General features: G+C 75.1%; 10 protein-coding genes. 7 read left to right on the top strand and 3 right to left on the bottom strand.

From position 1 onward, the window contains the following. Nucleotides 1-25: 25 nt before the first annotated feature. The 5 genes from OG904_RS06430 to OG904_RS06410 all read left to right on the top strand — a co-directional run bounded on the left by OG904_RS06430 (nucleotide 26) and on the right by OG904_RS06410 (nucleotide 8287). Entirely contained in the window at nucleotides 26-319 is a 294-nt protein-coding gene (locus OG904_RS06430) for a DUF503 domain-containing protein (protein WP_030161467.1), read from the top strand. Nucleotides 320-346: 27 nt separating this feature from the next. Then, on the top strand, nucleotides 347-805 hold the full coding sequence (gene rbfA, locus OG904_RS06425; protein ID WP_405488263.1) for a 30S ribosome-binding factor RbfA: 459 nt from the start codon (nucleotides 347-349) through the stop codon (nucleotides 803-805). Next, the gene (gene truB / locus OG904_RS06420) at nucleotides 802-1710 is read left to right on the top strand and encodes a tRNA pseudouridine(55) synthase TruB (RefSeq protein ID WP_405488261.1); all 909 of its coding nucleotides are present in this window, start codon (nucleotides 802-804) and stop codon (nucleotides 1708-1710) included. Before rbfA ends, truB begins: the two co-directional genes overlap by 4 nt. A gap of 254 nt (nucleotides 1711-1964) precedes the next feature. Further along, the gene (locus OG904_RS06415; RefSeq protein ID WP_405488259.1) at nucleotides 1965-7265 is read left to right on the top strand and encodes a hypothetical protein; all 5301 of its coding nucleotides are present in this window, start codon (nucleotides 1965-1967) and stop codon (nucleotides 7263-7265) included. Nucleotides 7266-7321: 56 nt separating this feature from the next. Further along, complete coding sequence (locus OG904_RS06410) at nucleotides 7322-8287, top strand: bifunctional riboflavin kinase/FAD synthetase (protein ID WP_405488257.1); 966 nt, start codon at nucleotides 7322-7324, stop codon at nucleotides 8285-8287. Nucleotides 8288-8372: 85 nt separating this feature from the next. Here the strand turns inward: OG904_RS06410 and OG904_RS06405 are convergent, their stop codons facing one another. The 3 genes from OG904_RS06405 to eccE all read right to left on the bottom strand — a co-directional run bounded on the left by OG904_RS06405 (nucleotide 8373) and on the right by eccE (nucleotide 14870). After that, complete coding sequence (locus OG904_RS06405; protein WP_405488255.1) at nucleotides 8373-11156, bottom strand: SCO5717 family growth-regulating ATPase; 2784 nt, start codon at nucleotides 11154-11156, stop codon at nucleotides 8373-8375. A gap of 1717 nt (nucleotides 11157-12873) precedes the next feature. Beyond that, entirely contained in the window at nucleotides 12874-13584 is a 711-nt protein-coding gene (locus tag OG904_RS06400) for a hypothetical protein (protein ID WP_405488253.1), read from the bottom strand. Then, complete coding sequence (eccE, locus tag OG904_RS06395) at nucleotides 13581-14870, bottom strand: type VII secretion protein EccE (protein ID WP_405488251.1); 1290 nt, start codon at nucleotides 14868-14870, stop codon at nucleotides 13581-13583. Before eccE ends, OG904_RS06400 begins: the two co-directional genes overlap by 4 nt. Before the next feature lie 262 nt (nucleotides 14871-15132). Between eccE and eccB the strand changes: the two genes are divergently transcribed. Next, nucleotides 15133-16734, top strand: a complete 1602-nt coding sequence (gene eccB / locus OG904_RS06390) for a type VII secretion protein EccB (protein ID WP_405488246.1) — start codon at nucleotides 15133-15135, stop codon at nucleotides 16732-16734. Nucleotides 16735-16778: 44 nt separating this feature from the next. Beyond that, nucleotides 16779-18050, top strand: coding sequence for a type VII secretion-associated serine protease mycosin (gene mycP, locus OG904_RS06385; RefSeq protein WP_405497811.1), 1272 nt, complete (start codon nucleotides 16779-16781; stop codon nucleotides 18048-18050). Nucleotides 18051-18207: the final 157 nt, after the last annotated feature.

Here is an 18207-nt window from a genome sequence, read left to right as displayed (position 1 = left end):
GCACCGGCGGGATATCCGGAACTGCATGTACGTGGGGACTCTGTCCTTCGATCTGCTCCTCGGCGATGTTCACTCGCTGAAGGAGAAACGCTCCGTCGTCCGGCCCATCGTGGCCGAGCTCCAGCGCAAGTTCTCTGTGAGCGCGGCCGAAGTGGGCGACCAGGACCTGCACCGCAGGGCCCGTATAGGGGTCGCTCTGGTGAGTGGGGACACGGGGTTCCTCTCGGATGTACTGGACCGCTGCGAGCGGCTGGTCGCGGCACGTCCGGAAGTGGAGCTGCTGTCGGTACGACGGCGGCTCCACGGTGATGAAGACTGACTGCAAGACGAAGAAGGAGACGCACCAGTGGCCGACAATGCGCGGGCGAAGAAGCTGGCGGACCTCATCCGGGAGGTGGTGGCCGAGAAGCTGCAGCGCGGTGTCAAGGACCCCCGCCTCGGTACGCACGTGACCATCACGGACACCCGGGTGACCGGCGATCTGCGGGAGGCCACGGTCTTCTACACGGTCTACGGCGACGACGAGGACCGGGCCAGTGCGGCGGCGGGCCTGGAGAGCGCCAAGGGCGTACTGCGCTCCGCGGTCGGCCGGGCGGCGGGCACCAAGTTCACGCCCACCCTGACCTTCGTGGCGGACGCCCTCCCGGAGAACGCGAAGACCATCGAGGACCTCCTCGAAAAGGCGCGCACCTCCGACGCCCAGGTCCGTGAGGTGTCCTCCGGCGCCCAGTACGCCGGCGACGCCGACCCGTACAAGAAGCCGGACGAGGACGACGACTCCGACGAGGACGCAGCCGCGGAATGAGCACCAACGCAGGGAAGACGCCGGACGGCCTGGTCATCGTCGACAAGCCGTCCGGCTTCACTTCGCACGACGTGGTCGCCAAGATGCGGGGGATCGCCAAGACCCGCCGCGTCGGCCACGCCGGCACGCTCGACCCGATGGCGACGGGCGTGCTGGTCCTGGGCGTCGAGAAGGCCACCAAGCTCCTCGGCCACCTCGCGCTCACGGAGAAGGAGTACCTCGGCACCATCCGCCTGGGCCAGAACACCCTGACCGACGACGCCGAGGGCGAGATCATCTCCTCGGCCGACGCCGCCGGGGTCACCCGGGAGGCCGTGGACGAGGGCATCGCCAAGCTGTCCGGCGACATCATGCAGGTCCCGTCCAAGGTCAGCGCCATCAAGATCAAGGGCGTGCGCTCCTACAAGCGCGCCCGCGACGGCGAGGAGTTCGAGATCCCGGCCCGGCCGGTGACCGTCTCCTCGTTCCAGGTGTACGACATGCGCGAGGCGGAGGCCGAGGACGGCACCAAGGTCGTCGACCTCATCGTCTCCGTCGTCTGCTCCAGCGGGACCTACATCCGCGCGCTCGCCCGTGACCTGGGCGCCGACCTCGGCGTCGGCGGGCACCTCACGGCGCTCCGGCGCACCCGGGTGGGCCCGTACAAGATCGACCGGGCGCGCACGCTCGACCAGCTCCAGGAGGAGCTGACCGTCATGCCGATCGGCGACGCGGCGGCCGCCGCGTTCCCGCGCTGGGAGCTGGACGCCCGGCGGGCGTCGCTGCTGGCGAACGGCGTACGCCTGGACATGCCGGAGGAGTACGAGCCCGGCAAGGCGGTGGCGGTCTACGGGCCGGGCGGTCAGCTGCTCGGGCTCGTGGAGAGCAAGGGCGGCAAGGCGAAGTCGCTGGCGGTCTTCGTCTGACCGACGGCTGACGGTCGACCGACGACCGACGACCGACGTGGAGCGGTGAGCGCACATCGACTGCTGCTCACCGCTCCACGACCCCCCTCGGGTAGGTCTCTATCCACCCGGACCCCTTTATTCACCCGTCCGAGCAGGCGCTCGGAGTGAATGGAGGGAGCGAAAGGGGGCGCTTTCGCCTCGCGTGCTTTTCCCGCTGATCTTCACCTGCCTACCGTCGTCCATACGGGGCGCGCGCGGCGGGGAGTGGTGCGGTGACGGCGGAACTGATCAGGATCTTCGATCTCGCCGGGCGGCCGCGGGGGAGCGGCTTCGTCGCGGACGACCGCGGGACGGTGGTGACCAGCCACGAGGCCGTGGACGGACTGGCCCGGGTGGTCCTGCACGGGCCGCCGTCGGGAGGGCGGACCTGGCTGGCGGGGGTCTCGGACGTGACGGCCCTGCCGGAGCTGGGACTGGCGCTCGTACGGAGCGACGGGCTCGGGGTCCGGCCGCTGCCGGTCGCGCCGCGCGGGGTGATCGCTCCGGGGACGTACGTACGGCTGGCCGCGCGGGGATGGCGGCAGGCGCGGGTGCTGGGCGGGGCCGAGGCCACGTACACGGCGACGGACCGCTTCCACCTGCTCCCGGCGGCGCTGGAGCTGGCCATCGGGACCGATGGCCAGGACGCGCTGAGGCTGGGCGGCGAGGCGTGCGGGGGCCCGGTGCTGGACGCGGGAACCGGAGCGGTGCTCGCGGTTCTGGGCACCGCTCTGCAGGCGGAGCACCGCTCCGGAGGCTTCGCGGTACCCCTCGCGTCGGCGGCCGCCGCCGATCCGGGCGGGCCGCTCGCCGAGCTGCTGGAACGCAACGCCGCCACCGTGCCGGGCTACGGCCCCGACCTGAACCTCGCCGGAGCCCTCCAGCTCACGGGCACCACCCTGGGCACGGCCCTCGCGGCACGGGACCCGGAGCCGGTGGACAGGCCCGCGATCGCGGCGGAACTGGACGCTTTTGCGGGTGGGGGCGTGGTGGGTGCGGGGGCTGGTGCGGGTGCCGCTGCGGGCGCTTGTGCCTGTACCGGTGCCGCTGCGGGTCTCGGTGTCGGTGTCGGCACCGCCTCGGCCTTCGCCACGGGCTGCGCCTTCGACGGCGGCCCGGCTTGTGGCTCCGCCACGGCCTCGGCTTGTGGCTCCGGAGTGGCCTCGGCCTCTGGCTTTGGCTCCGGCGTCGCCTCGGCCTGTGGCTGCGGTTCCGGCGTCGCCTCGGTCTCTGCCGATGTCTCCGGCGGAGCCTGTGGCTCTGCCTCGGCCAGTGGCCCTGCCTCGGTCGTTGCTGCCGATGCCTCCTGTGGCTCCGGAGTGGCCTCGGCCTGTGGCTGTGGCTCGGGTCTTGCCTCGGCCTCTGATGCTGTCTTCGGGGCCGTAAGTGGCTCCGTCTCCGCCAACGCCCCCGGCTCGGTCTGTGCCTCCGGCGTTGGTTGCGGTTGTGGCGTCATCCCGGCCTGTGGCTGTGCTTCCGGTGCCGCCTGCGCCTGCGTCACTGGCTTGGCCTTTGCCGTCGATGCCTCCTGTGCCGCGGGTCGTGCCGTTGGCGGCGCCTCGGCCTGTGGCTGTGGTTCCGGTGTCGCCTGTGGCTCCGCCTCTGGCACGGCCTGTGGCTCGGCTTCTGCCGGTGGCGGCGTCTTTGGTGCCGCCGATGCGGCTGCCTCCGGCGGCGCCGCCGGTGCCGGTGGCGGGCGGGTTCTGGCACTGGTCGGGCGGCCCGGTACCGGGCGTACGGCTGCACTCGCCGCCCTGGCGGTCCGGCGGGCCCGTGGTCCGCGGCCGGCCCCGACGCTCTGGCTGCGCGGCGCCGACCTGCGGGCCGACGACACCTCGCTGGCCGACGCGGTGACGCGGGCACTGGCGGAGGCGGGACGGATCCTGGAGGTGCCGGGAGCCGGGGCGGTCGGAGCTGTCCCGGGGTCGAGCTCGGCCGGGGTCGGGGGAGCCGTCCCGGAGCCGACCCCGGCCGGGGGTGCGGGGGCTGTCTCGGGAGGGGGCTCGGCGTGGTCCTCGGGCGGGGGCGTGGGAGCTGTCCGGGGGGTGACCCCGGCGGGGGTCGCGGGAGCAGCGCCGGCGTGGCCTCCGGCCGGGGCCTCGGGCGCCGTCCCGGGGGCGGTTCCGGGGGCGCCCCCGGCCCGGGTTTCGGCCTCGGGTCTGGCCTCGGTCGTGGCTTCGGCCGGGCGGGCGCTCCTCGTCGTCCTGGACGGGCCGGAGGAGATGCCGCCGCGGCTCGCGCACCGGCTCGGGCCGTGGACCGGAGCCACCGCCGCGTGGCTGGACGCGACCGGCGCCCGGCTGGTCGTGGCCGCCCGGCCCGAACACTGGGAGCAGGCCGGGAGGCTGTACCCGCCGCGCATGCTCCACACCCCGGCCCGGCCGGCCCGGCGGCTGCCGCCCGCCCTCCCGATCGGTGATCTCACCCCGGACGAGGCGGAACTCGTCCGCGGCCGCCTCGGGATTCCGGCCGACGCGGTCGCGGGAGCCGATGCCCGGCACCCGCTCACGCTGCGGCTGCTCGCGGACGTCCGCGCCGCCGGGGTCAGCGCCGGCCGTCCGTCCCGTGACGAGGTCTTCGCCGCACACCTGGACCTGCTGTGCCTGCGGGTGGCCGTCCGGGTGTCCGCCGCGTTCCCGCAGCCCGGCAGACCTTCCGGGGCTGCGGAGCCGGGCCGCGCGGGCGGGGAGGAGCAGGCCGGGGTGCACGGCCCCGGGGCCGGGAGGCTGGCCGCGCGCGTGGCCGGGCGGGTGCACGAGGCCGCGCGGCGGTGTCTGGGGCCGGGGCAGGGGCAGCTGGACCGGGCCTCCTTCGAGGAACTGTTCCCGTGGCGCACCGGCTGGGCCTCCGCCGTGCTCACCGAGGGGCTGCTGGTGCCCGCCGGCGAGGGCTACCGCTTCGCGCACGAGGAACTCTCCGACTGGGTCCAGGCCGCGCACCTTGACCTCCCAGCCGCCCTGGACACCCTGGGCCGGGACGTCCCCCGCCACCGCATCGGGCCCGTGCAGGAGGCCCTGCGCCTCCTTCCGCCCGCCGAGCGGGAAGCGACACTGGCGCGGCTGGTGACCCTGCTCGACGGCGACGGCGACGGCGACGGCGACGGCAACGGGGACCGCGACACCGGCCGCGCCCGTGACGGGGACCGTGCCCGCGCCTCCGGCTGCGACCGTGAGTCCGGCCGCGCCGGGGACAGCGCCTGCGCCTGCGACCGCGACTGCGACCGTGACCGCGACTACGACTACGACTACGACTACGACTACGACTACGACCGTGACCGCGACGGTGACGGCGACCGTGACCGCGACGGTGCCGGTGATGGCGACCGTGCCCGTGACGGTGCACATGCCCGTGGTGGCGACCGCGCCCGTGACCGCGCCCGCGGTGGTGACGGTGACCGCAACACCGGCAACACCGGCAGCGCCGGCGACACCGACACCGGCAGCGCCGGCGACACCGACACCGGCAGCGCCGGCGACACCGACACCGGCAGCGCCGGCGACACCGACACCGGCAGCGCCGGCGACGGTGGTGGTGCCCGTGCCCGTGGCGGGGCCCGCGACGGCGACCGTGCTCGCCACGCCCGCGACGGTGCCGGTGACCGCGACACCAGCAGCGCCCGCGACGGTGACCGCGACGGCGACCGTGCTCGCCCTCGCCACGCGCGCGACCGCGTTGGTGGCGGTGATCGTGACACCGGCAGCGCCCGCGACGGTGACCGTGCCTACCGCGACGGCGGCCGTGACCGTGACCGTGACCGTGGCGCTGGCGCTGGCGCTGGCGGTAGCGGTGCACGTGCCCGGGGTGGCGACCGCGACCGCGCCCGTGAGGGTGGCGGTGACCGCGGCAACGGCAGCCCCCGCGCGCGTGCCTGTGGCGCCGACCCCGGCCCCGAAGCCCGCTGGTGGGCCGCCCGGCTGGTTCGGGAGACCCTCCTGTGCTTGCCCGACGCCACCCCGTACCTCCCGGTCCTGCACGCCCTCGCCGGGCACCTGGCGCGGCCCGGCCGACCGCGGCCACCGGCCCCGGCGGACGGTCCGCGAGCGGTCGGGGCGCCGGAGCGCCCGAGCCCGGCCGGCTCCGCCGCGTACGCGGGGGCGCTGGGGGACACCGGTCCCGCCGCCACGACGGGCTGGGCGGGAGCCGTCCCGGCCGGGACCCCGGGAGCCGGCCGGCCGCCCCGGTCGGGTGAGGGCGAGTTCGGGGGGTGGTTCTGGAACCGGCTCCGGTTGGCCGAGGAGGACCGCTTCGATCTGCTGCGGCGGCTGGTTCCCCGTGATCACCGGTACCTCGATGCCGCCGCCCGGCGGCTGGTCCGGGCGCCGCGGCAGGTGCAGCCGCTGCTCTGCGGCTGGTTCGGCGATGAGCGGCGGCTGCTCGGGCGGCCCGGGGCCACCGTCGCCACCGCCGCACAGGCGCTGCTCCACACCCATCGGCGGTTGGCCGTCGACGACCTCACCGAGGCGCTGGTCGCCGCCGCGCACCCCCGTGGCGACGAGCTGCTCGCCGTGCTCGCCGAGGACGAGCCCTCCGCGCTCTGCCGGGCCGTGGACCGCTGGGCGCACGACGAGCGGCCCTCCCGCCGGGTCGCGGCCGCCGCGTACGGGCCGGTCACCGCTCCGCACGTGCGGACCCCCGCCGACCGCGAGCTGCTGCGCTACGCCGCGCAGGCGCTGCTCGCCCGCCCCGGCGACGCCTCCCTGCACGGCAGTGCCCTGGGGATCCTGCTCCGCGACCCCCAGGTGCGGGCCCGCTACCTCCCCGACGCCCTCGCCTGCTTCCTCGACCCCGGAAGCGGTACGCGGCTGCCCGCCTCCGCGCTGGTCGCGGCGCTGCCCGTGCTGCCCGACCCGGACGCGGTGTTCGCCGCCCTGCGGGAGCGGGCCGACGGGGAGGTGGTGCGCGCGCTGGCCGCGCTGACGACGCCGGGTCTGGCGCGCCGCGCGGCCGACCTCGTACGGGACCACCTGGCTCGGCACCCGCAGGACGCCGCGCACGCCGCCGAGTTCGTGGACCGGCGGCTCGAACAGGGCCTGGCCGCCGCCCCCGTGCTCCGCCCGCTCGTCCTGGAACTGCTGGGCTCCGGCCCGCCGCAGGTGCGGGCGGCGCTGGCCGCCGTACTGGCCGCGCCGGGTACCGAGCCCTCGTACACGCTCCGGGGCGAGCTGGCCGGCGTACTGCTCGGCGAGGAGCTCGACCCGGCGGTGCTCGACGCCTTCCTCGGCGCGCTCGCGGCGGGGGCGGCCGGTGACGCCGCCGGTGCGCAGGACCGTACGCGGGAGCTGCTGAGGCGTACCGGCCGGCAGCTGCTGCGGGCACCGGGCGGGCCGGCGGTCTTCGAACGGCGCACGGTCGAGCTGGCGCGGGCCGAACCGGCCTTCGGCGCGCTCGTGGCCCGCTGGCTGGCACGGGCGCCGCAGGAGGCGGCGGCGCTGCTGGGGCCGAGCGCGCGCCGGAGCGTGGAGACCCTCGGTCACAGCGCGTGCGGCGCGGCCGACGCCGATGATGGGCACCGGCCACCGGCATGGCAGTCTTAGACCTGCAATCGGCAATCGGTACAGGGCCTACAGGGTTCGGGCGAGGAGCGGTCACAGTGCAGCGCTGGCGTGGCTTGGAGGACATCCCCCAGGACTGGGGACGCGGCGTCGTCACCATCGGCTCCTACGACGGCGTCCACCGGGGTCATCAGCTGATCATCGGACGGGCCGTGGCCAGGGCCCGCGAGCTCGGCGTCCCCTCCGTCGTCGTCACCTTCAGCCCGCACCCGAGCGAGGTCGTCCGCCCCGGCAGCCACCCGCCGATCCTGGCCCCGTACGACCGGCGCGCCGAGCTGATGGCGGCACTGGGCGTGGACGCGCTGCTGATCCTGCCCTTCACGGCGGAGTTCTCGCAGCTGTCCCCGGCCGACTTCATCGTGAAGGTGCTCGTCGACAAGCTGCACGCGTGTGCGGTGATCGAGGGCCCGAACTTCCGCTTCGGCCACAAGGCCGCCGGAAACGTCGAGTTCCTGCGGCAGTTGGGCACCACCTACGACTACGAGGTCGAGGTCGTCGACCTGGTGGAGCGCGGCGAGGCGGGCGGCGGCGTGCCGTTCTCCTCCACGCTCGCGCGCAGGCTGGTGGCGGAGGGCGACATGGACGGCGCGGCCGAGATCCTGGGGCGCCCGCACCGGGTCGAGGGCGTCGTGGTGCGCGGTGCGCAGCGCGGGCGCGAGCTCGGCTACCCGACGGCGAACGTCGAGACGCAGCCGCACACCGCGATCCCGGCCGACGGGGTGTACGCGGGCTGGCTGACGGCGGACGGCGAGCGGATGCCGGCGGCGATCTCGGTGGGGACGAACCTGCAGTTCGACGCGACCGAGCGGACCGTGGAGGCGTACGCCATCGACCGGGTCGGGCTGGACCTCTACGGCATGCACGTGACCGTCGACTTCCTCGCCTACGTGCGGGGGATGGCGAAGTTCGAGTCGCTGGACGGGCTGTTGGAGGCGATCGCCGACGACGTGAAGCGGGCGCGGGTGCTGACGGAGTCCTACGACGCGGACGCCGCCGCGCTCTGAGCCTGCCGCCCCGCGGTGTGCGCGAGGGCCCGTACCGGTCTGGATTCCAGAGCGGTACGGGCCCTTCGTGCGTGCGGGGGCTCCGTCAGCCGAGGCGCGGGTCGCGCGGCGGCGGGCCGGGCTGCTGCGGGTGCTGCTGCGGTGCCTGCGGTGTCTGAGGCGCCTGCGGGGGTTGCTGCTGCCAGGGCTGGCCGGGGGTCGGGTAGGGCTGCTGGGCGTACGGCTGCGGGGGCTGGCTGTACTGCGGGGCGGGCGCGCCGGGCTGGCCGGGGTGCTGCGGGTGCTGGCCGGGCTGGAGGTGCTGCTGGGGCGGGGGCTGCTGGCCCCAGTGGTTCTGCGGGACCTGCTGCTGGGCGCGGACGAAGTCCTCGGCGACCAGGGCGGAGAGGTTGAAGTAGGCCTCGCGCGTCTTGGGCCGCAGGAGGTCGAGGTCGACCTCGGCGCCGGCCGCCAGGTGGTCGTCGAACGGGACCACGACGACACCGCGGCAGCGGGTCTCGAAGTGCCGCACGATGTCCTCCACCTTGATCATCTTGGCGGTCTCGCGGACCCCTGAGATCACGGTGAGGGAGCGCGAGACGAGGTCGGCGTACCCGTGCGCGGAGAGCCAGTCGAGGGTGGTGCTGGCGCTGCTCGCGCCGTCCACGGACGGCGTCGAGATGATGATCAGCTGATCGGCCAGGTCCAGGACGCCGCGCATCGCGGAGTAGAGGAGGCCGGTGCCCGAGTCGGTGAGGATGATCGGGTACTGACGGCCCAGCGTCTCTATGACGCGGCGGTAGTCCTCGTCGTTGAAGGTCGTCGAGACGGCCGGGTCCACGTCGTTGGCGATGATCTCCAGACCGGAGGGGGCCTGGGAGGTGAACCGCCGGATGTCCATGTACGAGTTCAGGTACGGGATCGCCTGGACCAGGTCCCGGATCGTGGCCCCGGTCTCGCGGCGCACGCGGCGACCGAGGGTTCCGGCGTCGGGGTTCGCGTCGATGGCCAGGATCTTGTCCTGGCGCTCGGTGGCGAGGGTGGCGCCGAGGGCGGTGGTGGTCGTGGTCTTGCCGACGCCGCCCTTCAGGCTGATGACGGCGATGCGGTAGCAGGACATGACCGGCGTGCGGATCAGCTCCAGCTTGCGCAGGCGCTCCGCTTCGGCCGCCTTGCCGCCGAAGCGGAAGCGGCTGCCGGCGGAGGCGTTGTTGCCGCTCTTCGGCTTCTGCTTGCCGCGGAGCAGGCGGTCGGAGGACAGCTCTACGGCGGCGGTGTAGCCGAGCGGGGCGCCGCCGTTGCCTCCGGCGGACTGGGCGGCGGGGTAACGGGGGTCGTGCCCGTGCGGCCCCTGGGGTCCCTGCGCCCACTGGCCGCCGGTGCGGGGATCGGCGTACTGCTGCGCGGGCGGAGCGGGCGGAGCGGGCGGGGAGACCGGGTACCCGTCGTCGGGCTGCGGGGGCTGCGGCGCGTACTGCTGCGCGGGCGGCGGGAACCCGTACCCGGCCTGGGGGGTCGCGGACGGGGGGAACCCGAACGGCAGCGGCGCCAGTTCGCCTCCGGGCTCCGCGACCGGGCCGGCGGATCCCCCGAACGTGTCCTCCGCGCGCGGCGCCGGAATGACCGTCCCCTCGGGAGGAGTGGGCGTACGCGGGGCAGCGGCGGGTCCGGCACCGAGGGGACCGGCGCCGGGGTGGGCGGAGTCGGGCCCGTGGGGGGCGGCGACCGCGCGTGCCGGTTCGGCCGGGGTCTCGCCGGGGTGGCCGGTGCCGGGGGTGGACGGGGCCGGGGCCGGGGCCGGGTAGGCGGAGTCCTGCCCGAGGGAAGCGGCGACGGCGTGTGCCGGTTCGGCCGGGGCTTCGCCGGGGTGGCCGGTGCCCAGGGCCGCGTCGGCCTGGAGGCCGCTCGGCTGCTCCGGGGCCGAGGGCGGCGCCACCAGGAGGACCGGAGCCGGCACCACGTCGACCGGCGGTGCGCTCGGGAACCGCGGCGGGGCGACGCCGGCCGCGACGCCGCCCTCCGCACCGGTCGGTGCGGGTACGGGTACGGGCGCGTACGGGTCGCTCGCGGGCGCGGGCTGAGCGGTGCTCGGCTGCGGGGGCGTGGCGGCGTGCTCCGTGCCGGTCGGGTGCGCTGCGTGGTGCTGGGCCGGGGGAGCGCTGTCCGCACCGGTCGGTGCGGGTACGGGTACGGGCGCGTACGGGTCGCTCGCGGGCGCGGGCTGAGCGGTGCTCGGCTGCGGGGGCGTGGCGGCGTGCTCCGTGCCGGGTGGCGCGGGCGCGTACGGGTCGCTGAGGGGCGCCTGCGCGGGCGCAGTGTGCTGCCCGGTCCCCGCCGGACCGGCCGGGTCCTGCGCGTACGGCGCGTCGGAGGACACGCCGGGGTACGCGGGCTCCGGGGACGGCGTGGTGGCGCTCCCCGCACTGCCCGGCGTCGACGCGTGCGGGGCGGCCGGGGCGGCCGCGTAGGGCGCTGCCGGGGTGTAAGGGGTGCTGGTCGGGACGTCCGCGACCGGTGCGGCCGGAGCGTCAGCCGCGTAGGGCGTTGCCGGGGAGTACGGGGTGCCGGTCGGGGCGTCCGTGACCGGTGCGGCCGGAGCCTCAGGGGTGCCCGCGTACGGCGTCGTTCCGTCAGATGCCGAGCGCGGTGCCGGAGGAGCCGTTCGCATTGGCGGAGGGGTCGCCGGGTCCGACGGCCGGTGGGGCTCGAAGCCGCTGCCCTGGGGCAGCTCCGGGATCGGATTGGCCGCCGGTACCGCGCCCTGCGTGTACCAGGCCGGTGGGGTGTAGTCGATGGTGAACTCGCCCGTCAGTTCGGGCTCCGCGTCGGACTGATCGTCCGTCGGGACGTCCCACGTCCCGCCGCGCCTCTCGTTCCGATCGCCGCTCACTGGTCCTCCTGATCTGTCGAACACTGGTCTGGCGTCCCACCGCGCCACGCCGGCGCCCAGCCTAATCGCGCGCGCCGAAGCCGGTATCCGCCCCCGTCGGCCCGTCCGCGAGGTCGGCAACGGAACGCGAGCCGCCTACATCCTGCCCACACGGCCGTGCCCCGGGCCAATCACCGTCCCGTCCTGCCGCACGACCAACCGCTCCCGCCCCGCCCGCCCGACTCCCACCCCGGCCGCTCCCGCCCCGTCCGTTCGCGCCCAACGGCCTGCCGCTCCGGCAGTTTCAAGGCCGGTTGACTCCCCGACCGCCCGTTCGCGCCGCATCCGTCCACAGCCGGCCGACTCCCGCGGCGCCGTTCGGGCCCTGCCCGTTCGCGGCCCGCGGACTTCCACCCCGGTAGTTCGTGTCCGCTCCGCCCACGTCCCGCCGACTTCGTCCGGGCTTGGCCCTTCACGGCCCCGCCGACTCCCAGCTGAGCCGCTAACGGCCTGCCGGTTCGCGGCCCCGTCGAGTCCAGGCCCGGCTGGTTCGCAGCGTGCCGGTTCACGGCTTGCCGCCGTCGGCCCGGCCGCTCATGCCTTGCCGACCTCTTGGCGCGGCCACTCGCTTCCGGCCGGTTGCCTGCTACCCGTTCGCGCGGCGCCGAGTTCAGCCCGGCCGTTCGTAGCGTGCCTGGTCGCGGCCCTCGGCGAGCCCCGGCCCGATCGTTCGCAGCCTGCCGGTTCGCGGCTCGCCGACTGCGGCCCAGCTTGCCCCGTCACGGCCTGGCGACTCCCAGCCGCGCCGCTCACGGCCTACCGGTTTGCGGCAGCGCCGAGTTCAGCCCGGTTGTTCTCAGCGTGCCCGTTCGCGGCGGCGCCGAGTTCCAGCTGGGCCGTTCGCAGCGTGCCGGTTCGCGGGCGTGCCGATTGCCGGCCCGGCCGTTCGTAGCGTGCCTGGTCGCGGCCTTGCTGAGTCCCGGCCTGATCGTTCGCAGCCTGCCGGTTCGTGGCTTGCCGTCGTCGGCCCGGCCGCTCATGCTCTGCCGACCTTTTGGCGCGGCCTCTCGCTTCCGGCCGGTTGCCTGCTGCCCGTTCGCGGCGCCGCCGAGTTCTGGCCCGGCTGGTTCGCAGCGTGCCGGTTCGCGGCCGTGCCGATTGCCAGCCCGGCCGTTCGCAGCGTGCCTGTTCCCGGCGCCGCCGAGTCCCGGCCCGGCCGTTCGCAGCCTGCCGGATCGCTGCGTGCCGACTGCGGACCGGCCGCTCGCGCCTTGCCGCCCATGGCCTGGCCACTCGCTTCCCGCCAGTTCGTAGCCCGGCCGGTTGCCTGCCGGCGGTCTTCACGGCCTGCCGGTCCGTGACCGCCCCGTCCAGCCGGGTCCCGCACAGAGCGGTCCCGCAAGGATCCGTACCGCGTGCCTACGGGGCGTGCGCGGCCCGGCCGCTCCAGCCGTGTCCGGATACTCGCTGTCCGCAGAAGCCGCCCCGGTCGCCTCGCACCGCCTCCGAGGGCCGACGGCCCACCTCACCGCGTCCCCCGTCCGGATGAACCAGCCGAACGCGACGCCTGCGTGCCTCGCCCGCCGGCTGTGCCGGGAGTAGTCACTCCACGCCCTCGCCCGCCGGCTCCGCCGGGAGTAGTCGCCCTGCGTGCCCCCACCCACCAGCTCCGCCGCCCGCCCACCGGCTCCGCCGGATCCAGCCGTCCCGCCCACCGGCGCCACCGCCCCGGCAGGGGTCAGTCGATCCGCCGTGCCGGACCCAGCAGGCCCGTCTCCGTGTCCGTCGGCTGGGTCATCACGAACTGGCGGTCCTGCTCCGTGCACCACAGCGTGACCCCGTCGCCCAGCGTAGGCAGCGATTCGACCGCCCCCGCGGGCAGCCGCATGAGGCGGCCGATCTGGTCCGCCTCGTCCGGGGAGACCCGCTGGACGCCCACCAGCGAGGAGTTGCGCACGAGCCGGGGGGCCGTCGGGCTCAGGTACGGCAGCAGGGTCAGTACCGACTGCCAGGGTCCCGCCGCGACGCGGCCCCGGGGCGGGCGCATTCCGCAGTCGCGGATCACCAGCACCGGGCTGCCCGCCGACGCGCCCTGCGGCGGCACCCGGCCGACGTCGTGCAGGGTCACGCACTGCTGGCCGCCGCCCGCCGCCTGCGCCAGGCCGGACCACACCTGGCCCCGCCCGGTCTCCACCGTCACCCGCGCACCGGTGGCCGCCGCCCGCAGCGCCAGGACCTGCGCCGTCCACAGGCCGCCGATCAGCGTGATCTCGTACGGCGTGGGCCGGTTGACGCCGAGGACCGCCGGGCGGCCCTGCGCGTCCACGCCGATGACCACCCCGTCGTCACCGACGGGCAGCGCCAGCACGTCCAGGTCCGCGGCCTGCACCACGTGCCGCTCCCTGCGCGGGCCGACCAGGCCGAAGCCGCCTCTCGCCGAGACCTTCATCGCGCTCCTCCCAGCGGCAGCGAGGCCAGCAGCCCCGGCACCTGCTCCCGGTCCAGGCGCACCAGCCCGGCCCTGACGCCCCGCGCCGTCTGCTCCAGTCCGCGCCGCGCGGCGACCAGTTCCTCGTCGCTGCGCCCGGTGACCCGCACGTGTCCGGTCAGCGTGACCTCGTGCCGCGCGGCCGGGGTCATCGTCAGGCTGAAGTTCGTGGCCAGGGCGGGCAGCGAGGTCAACAGCGCCACGAACTGCGGCAGTCCCGCCCCGTCGCCGCCCAGCTGCGGCCAGCGGTTGATCCAGTACGTGGTGTGCCGCCGGTCGTCGCAGCGCCAGGTCCGCGGGGTCTCCTCGGTACGCCGTCCCGTCGCGGCCGAGCGCCCGGCCTGGGTGATCGCCATCGGGTTCGCGCACGAGGAGGTCGCCAGCGCGCCCGTCAGCTCCTGCTCCGTCAGCACGGTCGCGCGGAACCCGGCCCCGGCGAGCCGGCTCGCCAACTGGTCGGCGACCCGCACCAGGCACCGCTGCGCACCCGGCAGCCCGCCCCCGCGAGCGGTCACCGCGTCGGGGCACAGCTCCGGATCCAGCTTGAGCGCGATCCACGTGAGGCGCACCGCCGGGCTGCCCGTCATGGCCTGGAGCGGGGCGTAGTTGCGCGTGGCCATCGACTGGGCCGGCAGGTGCGGCGCCGGCGCCGGCTGGGTGTGCTGCACCAGCTGTGCGGATTCCAGCCGGATGCCGTCGACTTCGAGGACGTCCCGTACGAGGGCCAGCGGCAGCGGCCGCGCCGTCCGGTCGGCCCGCAGCGCGGTGGCGTCCATGTCGACCTGGACGACCGCGGTCAGGAAGGTGCCGTCACCGACCATCCCGACGGGCCGCCTGTCACGGTCGCGGTCCCGGTCCCGCTCGCTGAACGTCAGTGTCCGCAGCGCCGGATCGGCCTCGACGAGCGGCGCCAGCCCCGGCTCGGTGCCGGCCGCGACGGACGTGGCGGCGGCCCGGCGGCGGCGTGCGCGCAGCGCCAGCGCGCCGCCGATCCACTCCGGCAGGGAGCGCCGGTGGCGGCGTACCAGGGCGAGCGGCACGAGGACCAGGGCGAGCACACCGGCCGGCGCCAGCAGCAGTGGTTCCACCACCCAGGCCGCCAACAGGGCTGCCGCGGCGACCTGGAGGAGTACGAGCTGTTGCAATCGGAACGGCCCGAAACGCCCCGGACCGGACTTCGGATGCGGTGTCACTCCGGGCCGCGCGGGTGCGGACGCCCCGGTCCGCGGCCTCACTGCAGTGGCCATCACTCGCGCGCCTCCCCTTTCGAGGGCTCGGGCCCCAGAGCTCCGGCATCATGCGCGACAGCCGGCCGCTCGACCCGGGAATCTCCCCAATCCGCCCCAACACCCCTTGTCTCCCCCGGCCCGGAAGGCGTGGAGCGGCTGCCTCACCCTACCCGGACCCCCGCCCCCCCTCCGTCAGGAGGCATAGTAGGTGGCCGGTCGGATAATCGAGGCCCGGAGACCGTACCCACCGACCGGGCCGTGCGGGGAGAATCAGGCGGCCATGGCATCACGACGTGACGAGCTCAACGCGTACACCTTTGCGAAGCGACGCACGGTGGCCGCGTTCCTTCAGCCTTCCGCGACCGGGTCCGAAGAGGGCGCCCCGCGGCCGCTGCGCGCCGTCCTGCCCAGTGTGGTGACCGCGGCGCTCGTCCTCGCGGGTTTCGGAGCCTGGGGCATGTTCAAGCCAACGGCCCCCAAGGGCTGGGACACCCCCGGTGCCCAGGTCATCGTCGGCAAGCAGTCGACGACCCGGTACGTCGTGCTGACGACCAAGGTCGACGGCAAGGAGCAGACCCGGCTGCACCCCGTGCTGAACCTCGCCTCCGCCCGGCTGCTGCTCGACCCCGCCAAGGCAAAGGTCGTGCAGGTCGACGACAAGGTGCTGGACGCGGGCAAGCTGCCGCGCGGCCCCATCATCGGCATCCCGTACGCCCCCGACCGGCTGCCCGCCCCTTCGGACGCGGGGAAGGCCAAGCGCTGGGTGGTCTGCCAGCAGCCCGGCGGCAACGGCCGCGGCGTGCAGACCGCCACCTTCGTCCTCGCCGACCGCGAGGCGAAGCTGATGGACGACGGGCGCCGGCTCTCCGACGCCCAGGCCCTGTACGTCCAGAGCACGGGCCCCTCCAAGAGCAGGTACCTGATCGACGCGGCGGGCACGAAGTACCGCTTCCCCGAGGGCACCGCGGACGCCCGCACCATGACCAACGCCCTCGTCGGTGGCAGCGCCGTCCCGCAGCAGGTCACCGAGGACTGGCTGGCCACCCTCGGCGCCGGCGACGACCTGGCCTTCCCGCCCCTGCCGGGCGGGAAGGCCGGGGCCCCCGCCGGGGTCAAGGGCCTGGCCAGCCCGGACGACAAGGTGGGCATGGTGCTCGAGGCGGTGACCGGTTCCGGTGCGCAGCACTACCTGGTGCTGCCCGGCAAGGTCGTCCCCGTCTCCGACTTCGTCGCCTGGCTGATGATCTCCTCGCCCGCGACCGACGGTCTCGACATGCACGGCAAACCCCACGAGGTGGACCTCCAGTCCATCAACCCGGATCCCGTCCCCTTCAAGGGCGACGCGAAGTGGCCGCAGAAGAAGACCGACCGGGTCAACGAGGTCCGCCCCGCCGGTGCCCCCGCAACCGGCACGGACGACAGCCGCGACACCGTCTGCGGGGTCCTGCGCTCGGTCGGCGCCCAGGGCGACCAGACGCTGAGCACCTGGGCCGGCACCGGCTTCCCCGTGGACATCACCGCCAGCGGTACGAGCGCCTACGTCACCCCGGGCACGGGCCTGCTCTACACCCAGACGCAGGGCCGCCAGACCACCGCCGGCGGCGCGCTCTTCCTGCTCACCGACACCGGCCTGCGGTACGCGGTCCAGGCCAACGGCGACAGCGACGCCGCCCAGCCGTCGCCCGGAGCGAGCGGTGCGAGCGGGACCGGCGGGCCGTCCGGCCCGACCACCTCCGACGGCCGCCCCGCGCCCAGCCAGGCCCAGGCCCGGCTCGGATACGGGAGCGTGGTCCCGGTGACGGTGCCCATCGCATGGTCGGAGTTCCTCTCCAAGGGGCCGCGCCTGGACAGCAACTCCGCCCGCCAGCCCCAGGGTTCGTGATGCGCGCCACCCCGATGCGCGCCACCCCGATGCCCACCACCCCGATGCCCACCACCCCGAAGCGCGCCCCCCGGAAGCCCGCCGCCCCGAAGCCCGCCCTCGCGGCCCTGCTGGCCGCCGCCGCCCTCGCGCTGGGGGCCGCGCCGCAGTCCTCGTACGAGGAGGCGCACCAGGCCGCGTACCCCTTGGGGCTCGACGGCGCCGGCGAGTGCACCTTCCCCATGAAGAAGCAGATAGAGGACCGCCCCTGGGCGCTCCAGCGGCTGCTGCTCGACGAGCTCTGGGCGGACACCAAGGGCCGCTCCCCGGACGGGAAGAGCGTGCGCGTCGCCGTCATCGACACCGGGGTCGACCGGGTGAACCCGCAGCTCAGCGACGCCCTCGACATCGGGGCGGGCCGGGACTTCCTCGATGCCAAGGGCGACGGCACCGGCGACACCGTCGGGCACGGGACCAAGGTCGCCGGGCTGATCGCGGCCCGCCCCAAGCCCGGCACCGGCTTCGTCGGGCTCGCGCCCGAGGCCACGATCATCCCGATCCGGCAGAACGACGGGCAGGGCAACGGCAACGCCCAGACCCTGAGCGAGGCCATCGACCACGCGGTGGCCAAGGGCGCGCAGGTCATCAACATCTCGCAGGACACCGACGCGCCGCTGACCGCGGACTCCAAACTCGGCCAGTCCGTCAAGAAGGCCGTCGAGGCCAACGTCGTCCTCGTCGCCTCGGCGGGCAACGACGGCCTCACCGGCCAGAAGCGCCCCACCTATCCGGCGGCCTTCCCCGGCGTCCTGGCCGTCGGCTCCTCGGACCGGAACAACGAGCGCGCCGCCTTCTCCCAGCCCGGCTCCTTCGTCGGGATCGCCGCCCCCGGGGTGGACATGGTCTCCACGGTCCCCGGCTTCGGCCAGTGCGTGGACAACGGCACCAGCTTCTCCGCGCCCTACGTCGCCGGGGTCGCGGCCCTGCTGCGCGCCAAGCATCCGCAGTGGAGCGCGCAGGAAGTGGTCTGGCAGCTCGAGAACACCGCGGAGCGCTCCGTCAACGGCCACGACGACTACGTCGGCTGGGGCGTCGTCGACCCGCTCCGCGCGCTCACCCAGGATCACGAGCCCCCCAAGGCCCCCGTCCCCGACCCCGGGCCGCCCCCCGCGGCGGCCCCGGAACCGGCAGCGATGCGGACGAGCGAGACGGCGCGCGAACGCGACGAGCGGCTCGGCACGTACGCGCTGGGGATCGGCGGCGTGCTCATCGCGGTGATCGCCGGGAGCGCGACGGTGGTCCGGGACGCCCGGAGCAGAAGGCGCCGTTTGCAGTGAACGGTCACGGTTCATCAACAGATCCCAAAGAGCTGTGTTGGGTAAGGCCGATCAACTGACTACAGTGATCGGAGGCTTCACGACTGTGATCGCGGATGGCGCGTGGGGCGGAGGGGGAATCCGGGGCACGTGGCTGAAACCGCGCCCCGAACGACCG

Source organism: Streptomyces sp. NBC_00096 (assembly GCF_045041305.1).
Lineage (GTDB): Bacteria > Actinomycetota > Actinomycetes > Streptomycetales > Streptomycetaceae > Streptomyces.
This window is presented reverse-complemented; position numbering and strand designations above follow the sequence as displayed.

Bases quoted from the DNA above. Each gene is read 5' to 3' on its own strand.
- mycP (WP_405497811.1), top strand. From the start codon at position 16,779: ATGCCCACCACCCCGAAGCGCGCCCCCCGGAAGCCCGCCGCCCCGAAG.
- eccE (WP_405488251.1), bottom strand. From the start codon at position 14,870: ATGGCCACTGCAGTGAGGCCGCGGACCGGGGCGTCCGCACCCGCGCGG.
- OG904_RS06400 (WP_405488253.1), bottom strand. From the start codon at position 13,584: ATGAAGGTCTCGGCGAGAGGCGGCTTCGGCCTGGTCGGCCCGCGCAGG.
- eccB (WP_405488246.1), top strand. From the start codon at position 15,133: ATGGCATCACGACGTGACGAGCTCAACGCGTACACCTTTGCGAAGCGA.
- OG904_RS06430 (WP_030161467.1), top strand. From the start codon at position 26: ATGTACGTGGGGACTCTGTCCTTCGATCTGCTCCTCGGCGATGTTCAC.
- truB (WP_405488261.1), top strand. From the start codon at position 802: ATGAGCACCAACGCAGGGAAGACGCCGGACGGCCTGGTCATCGTCGAC.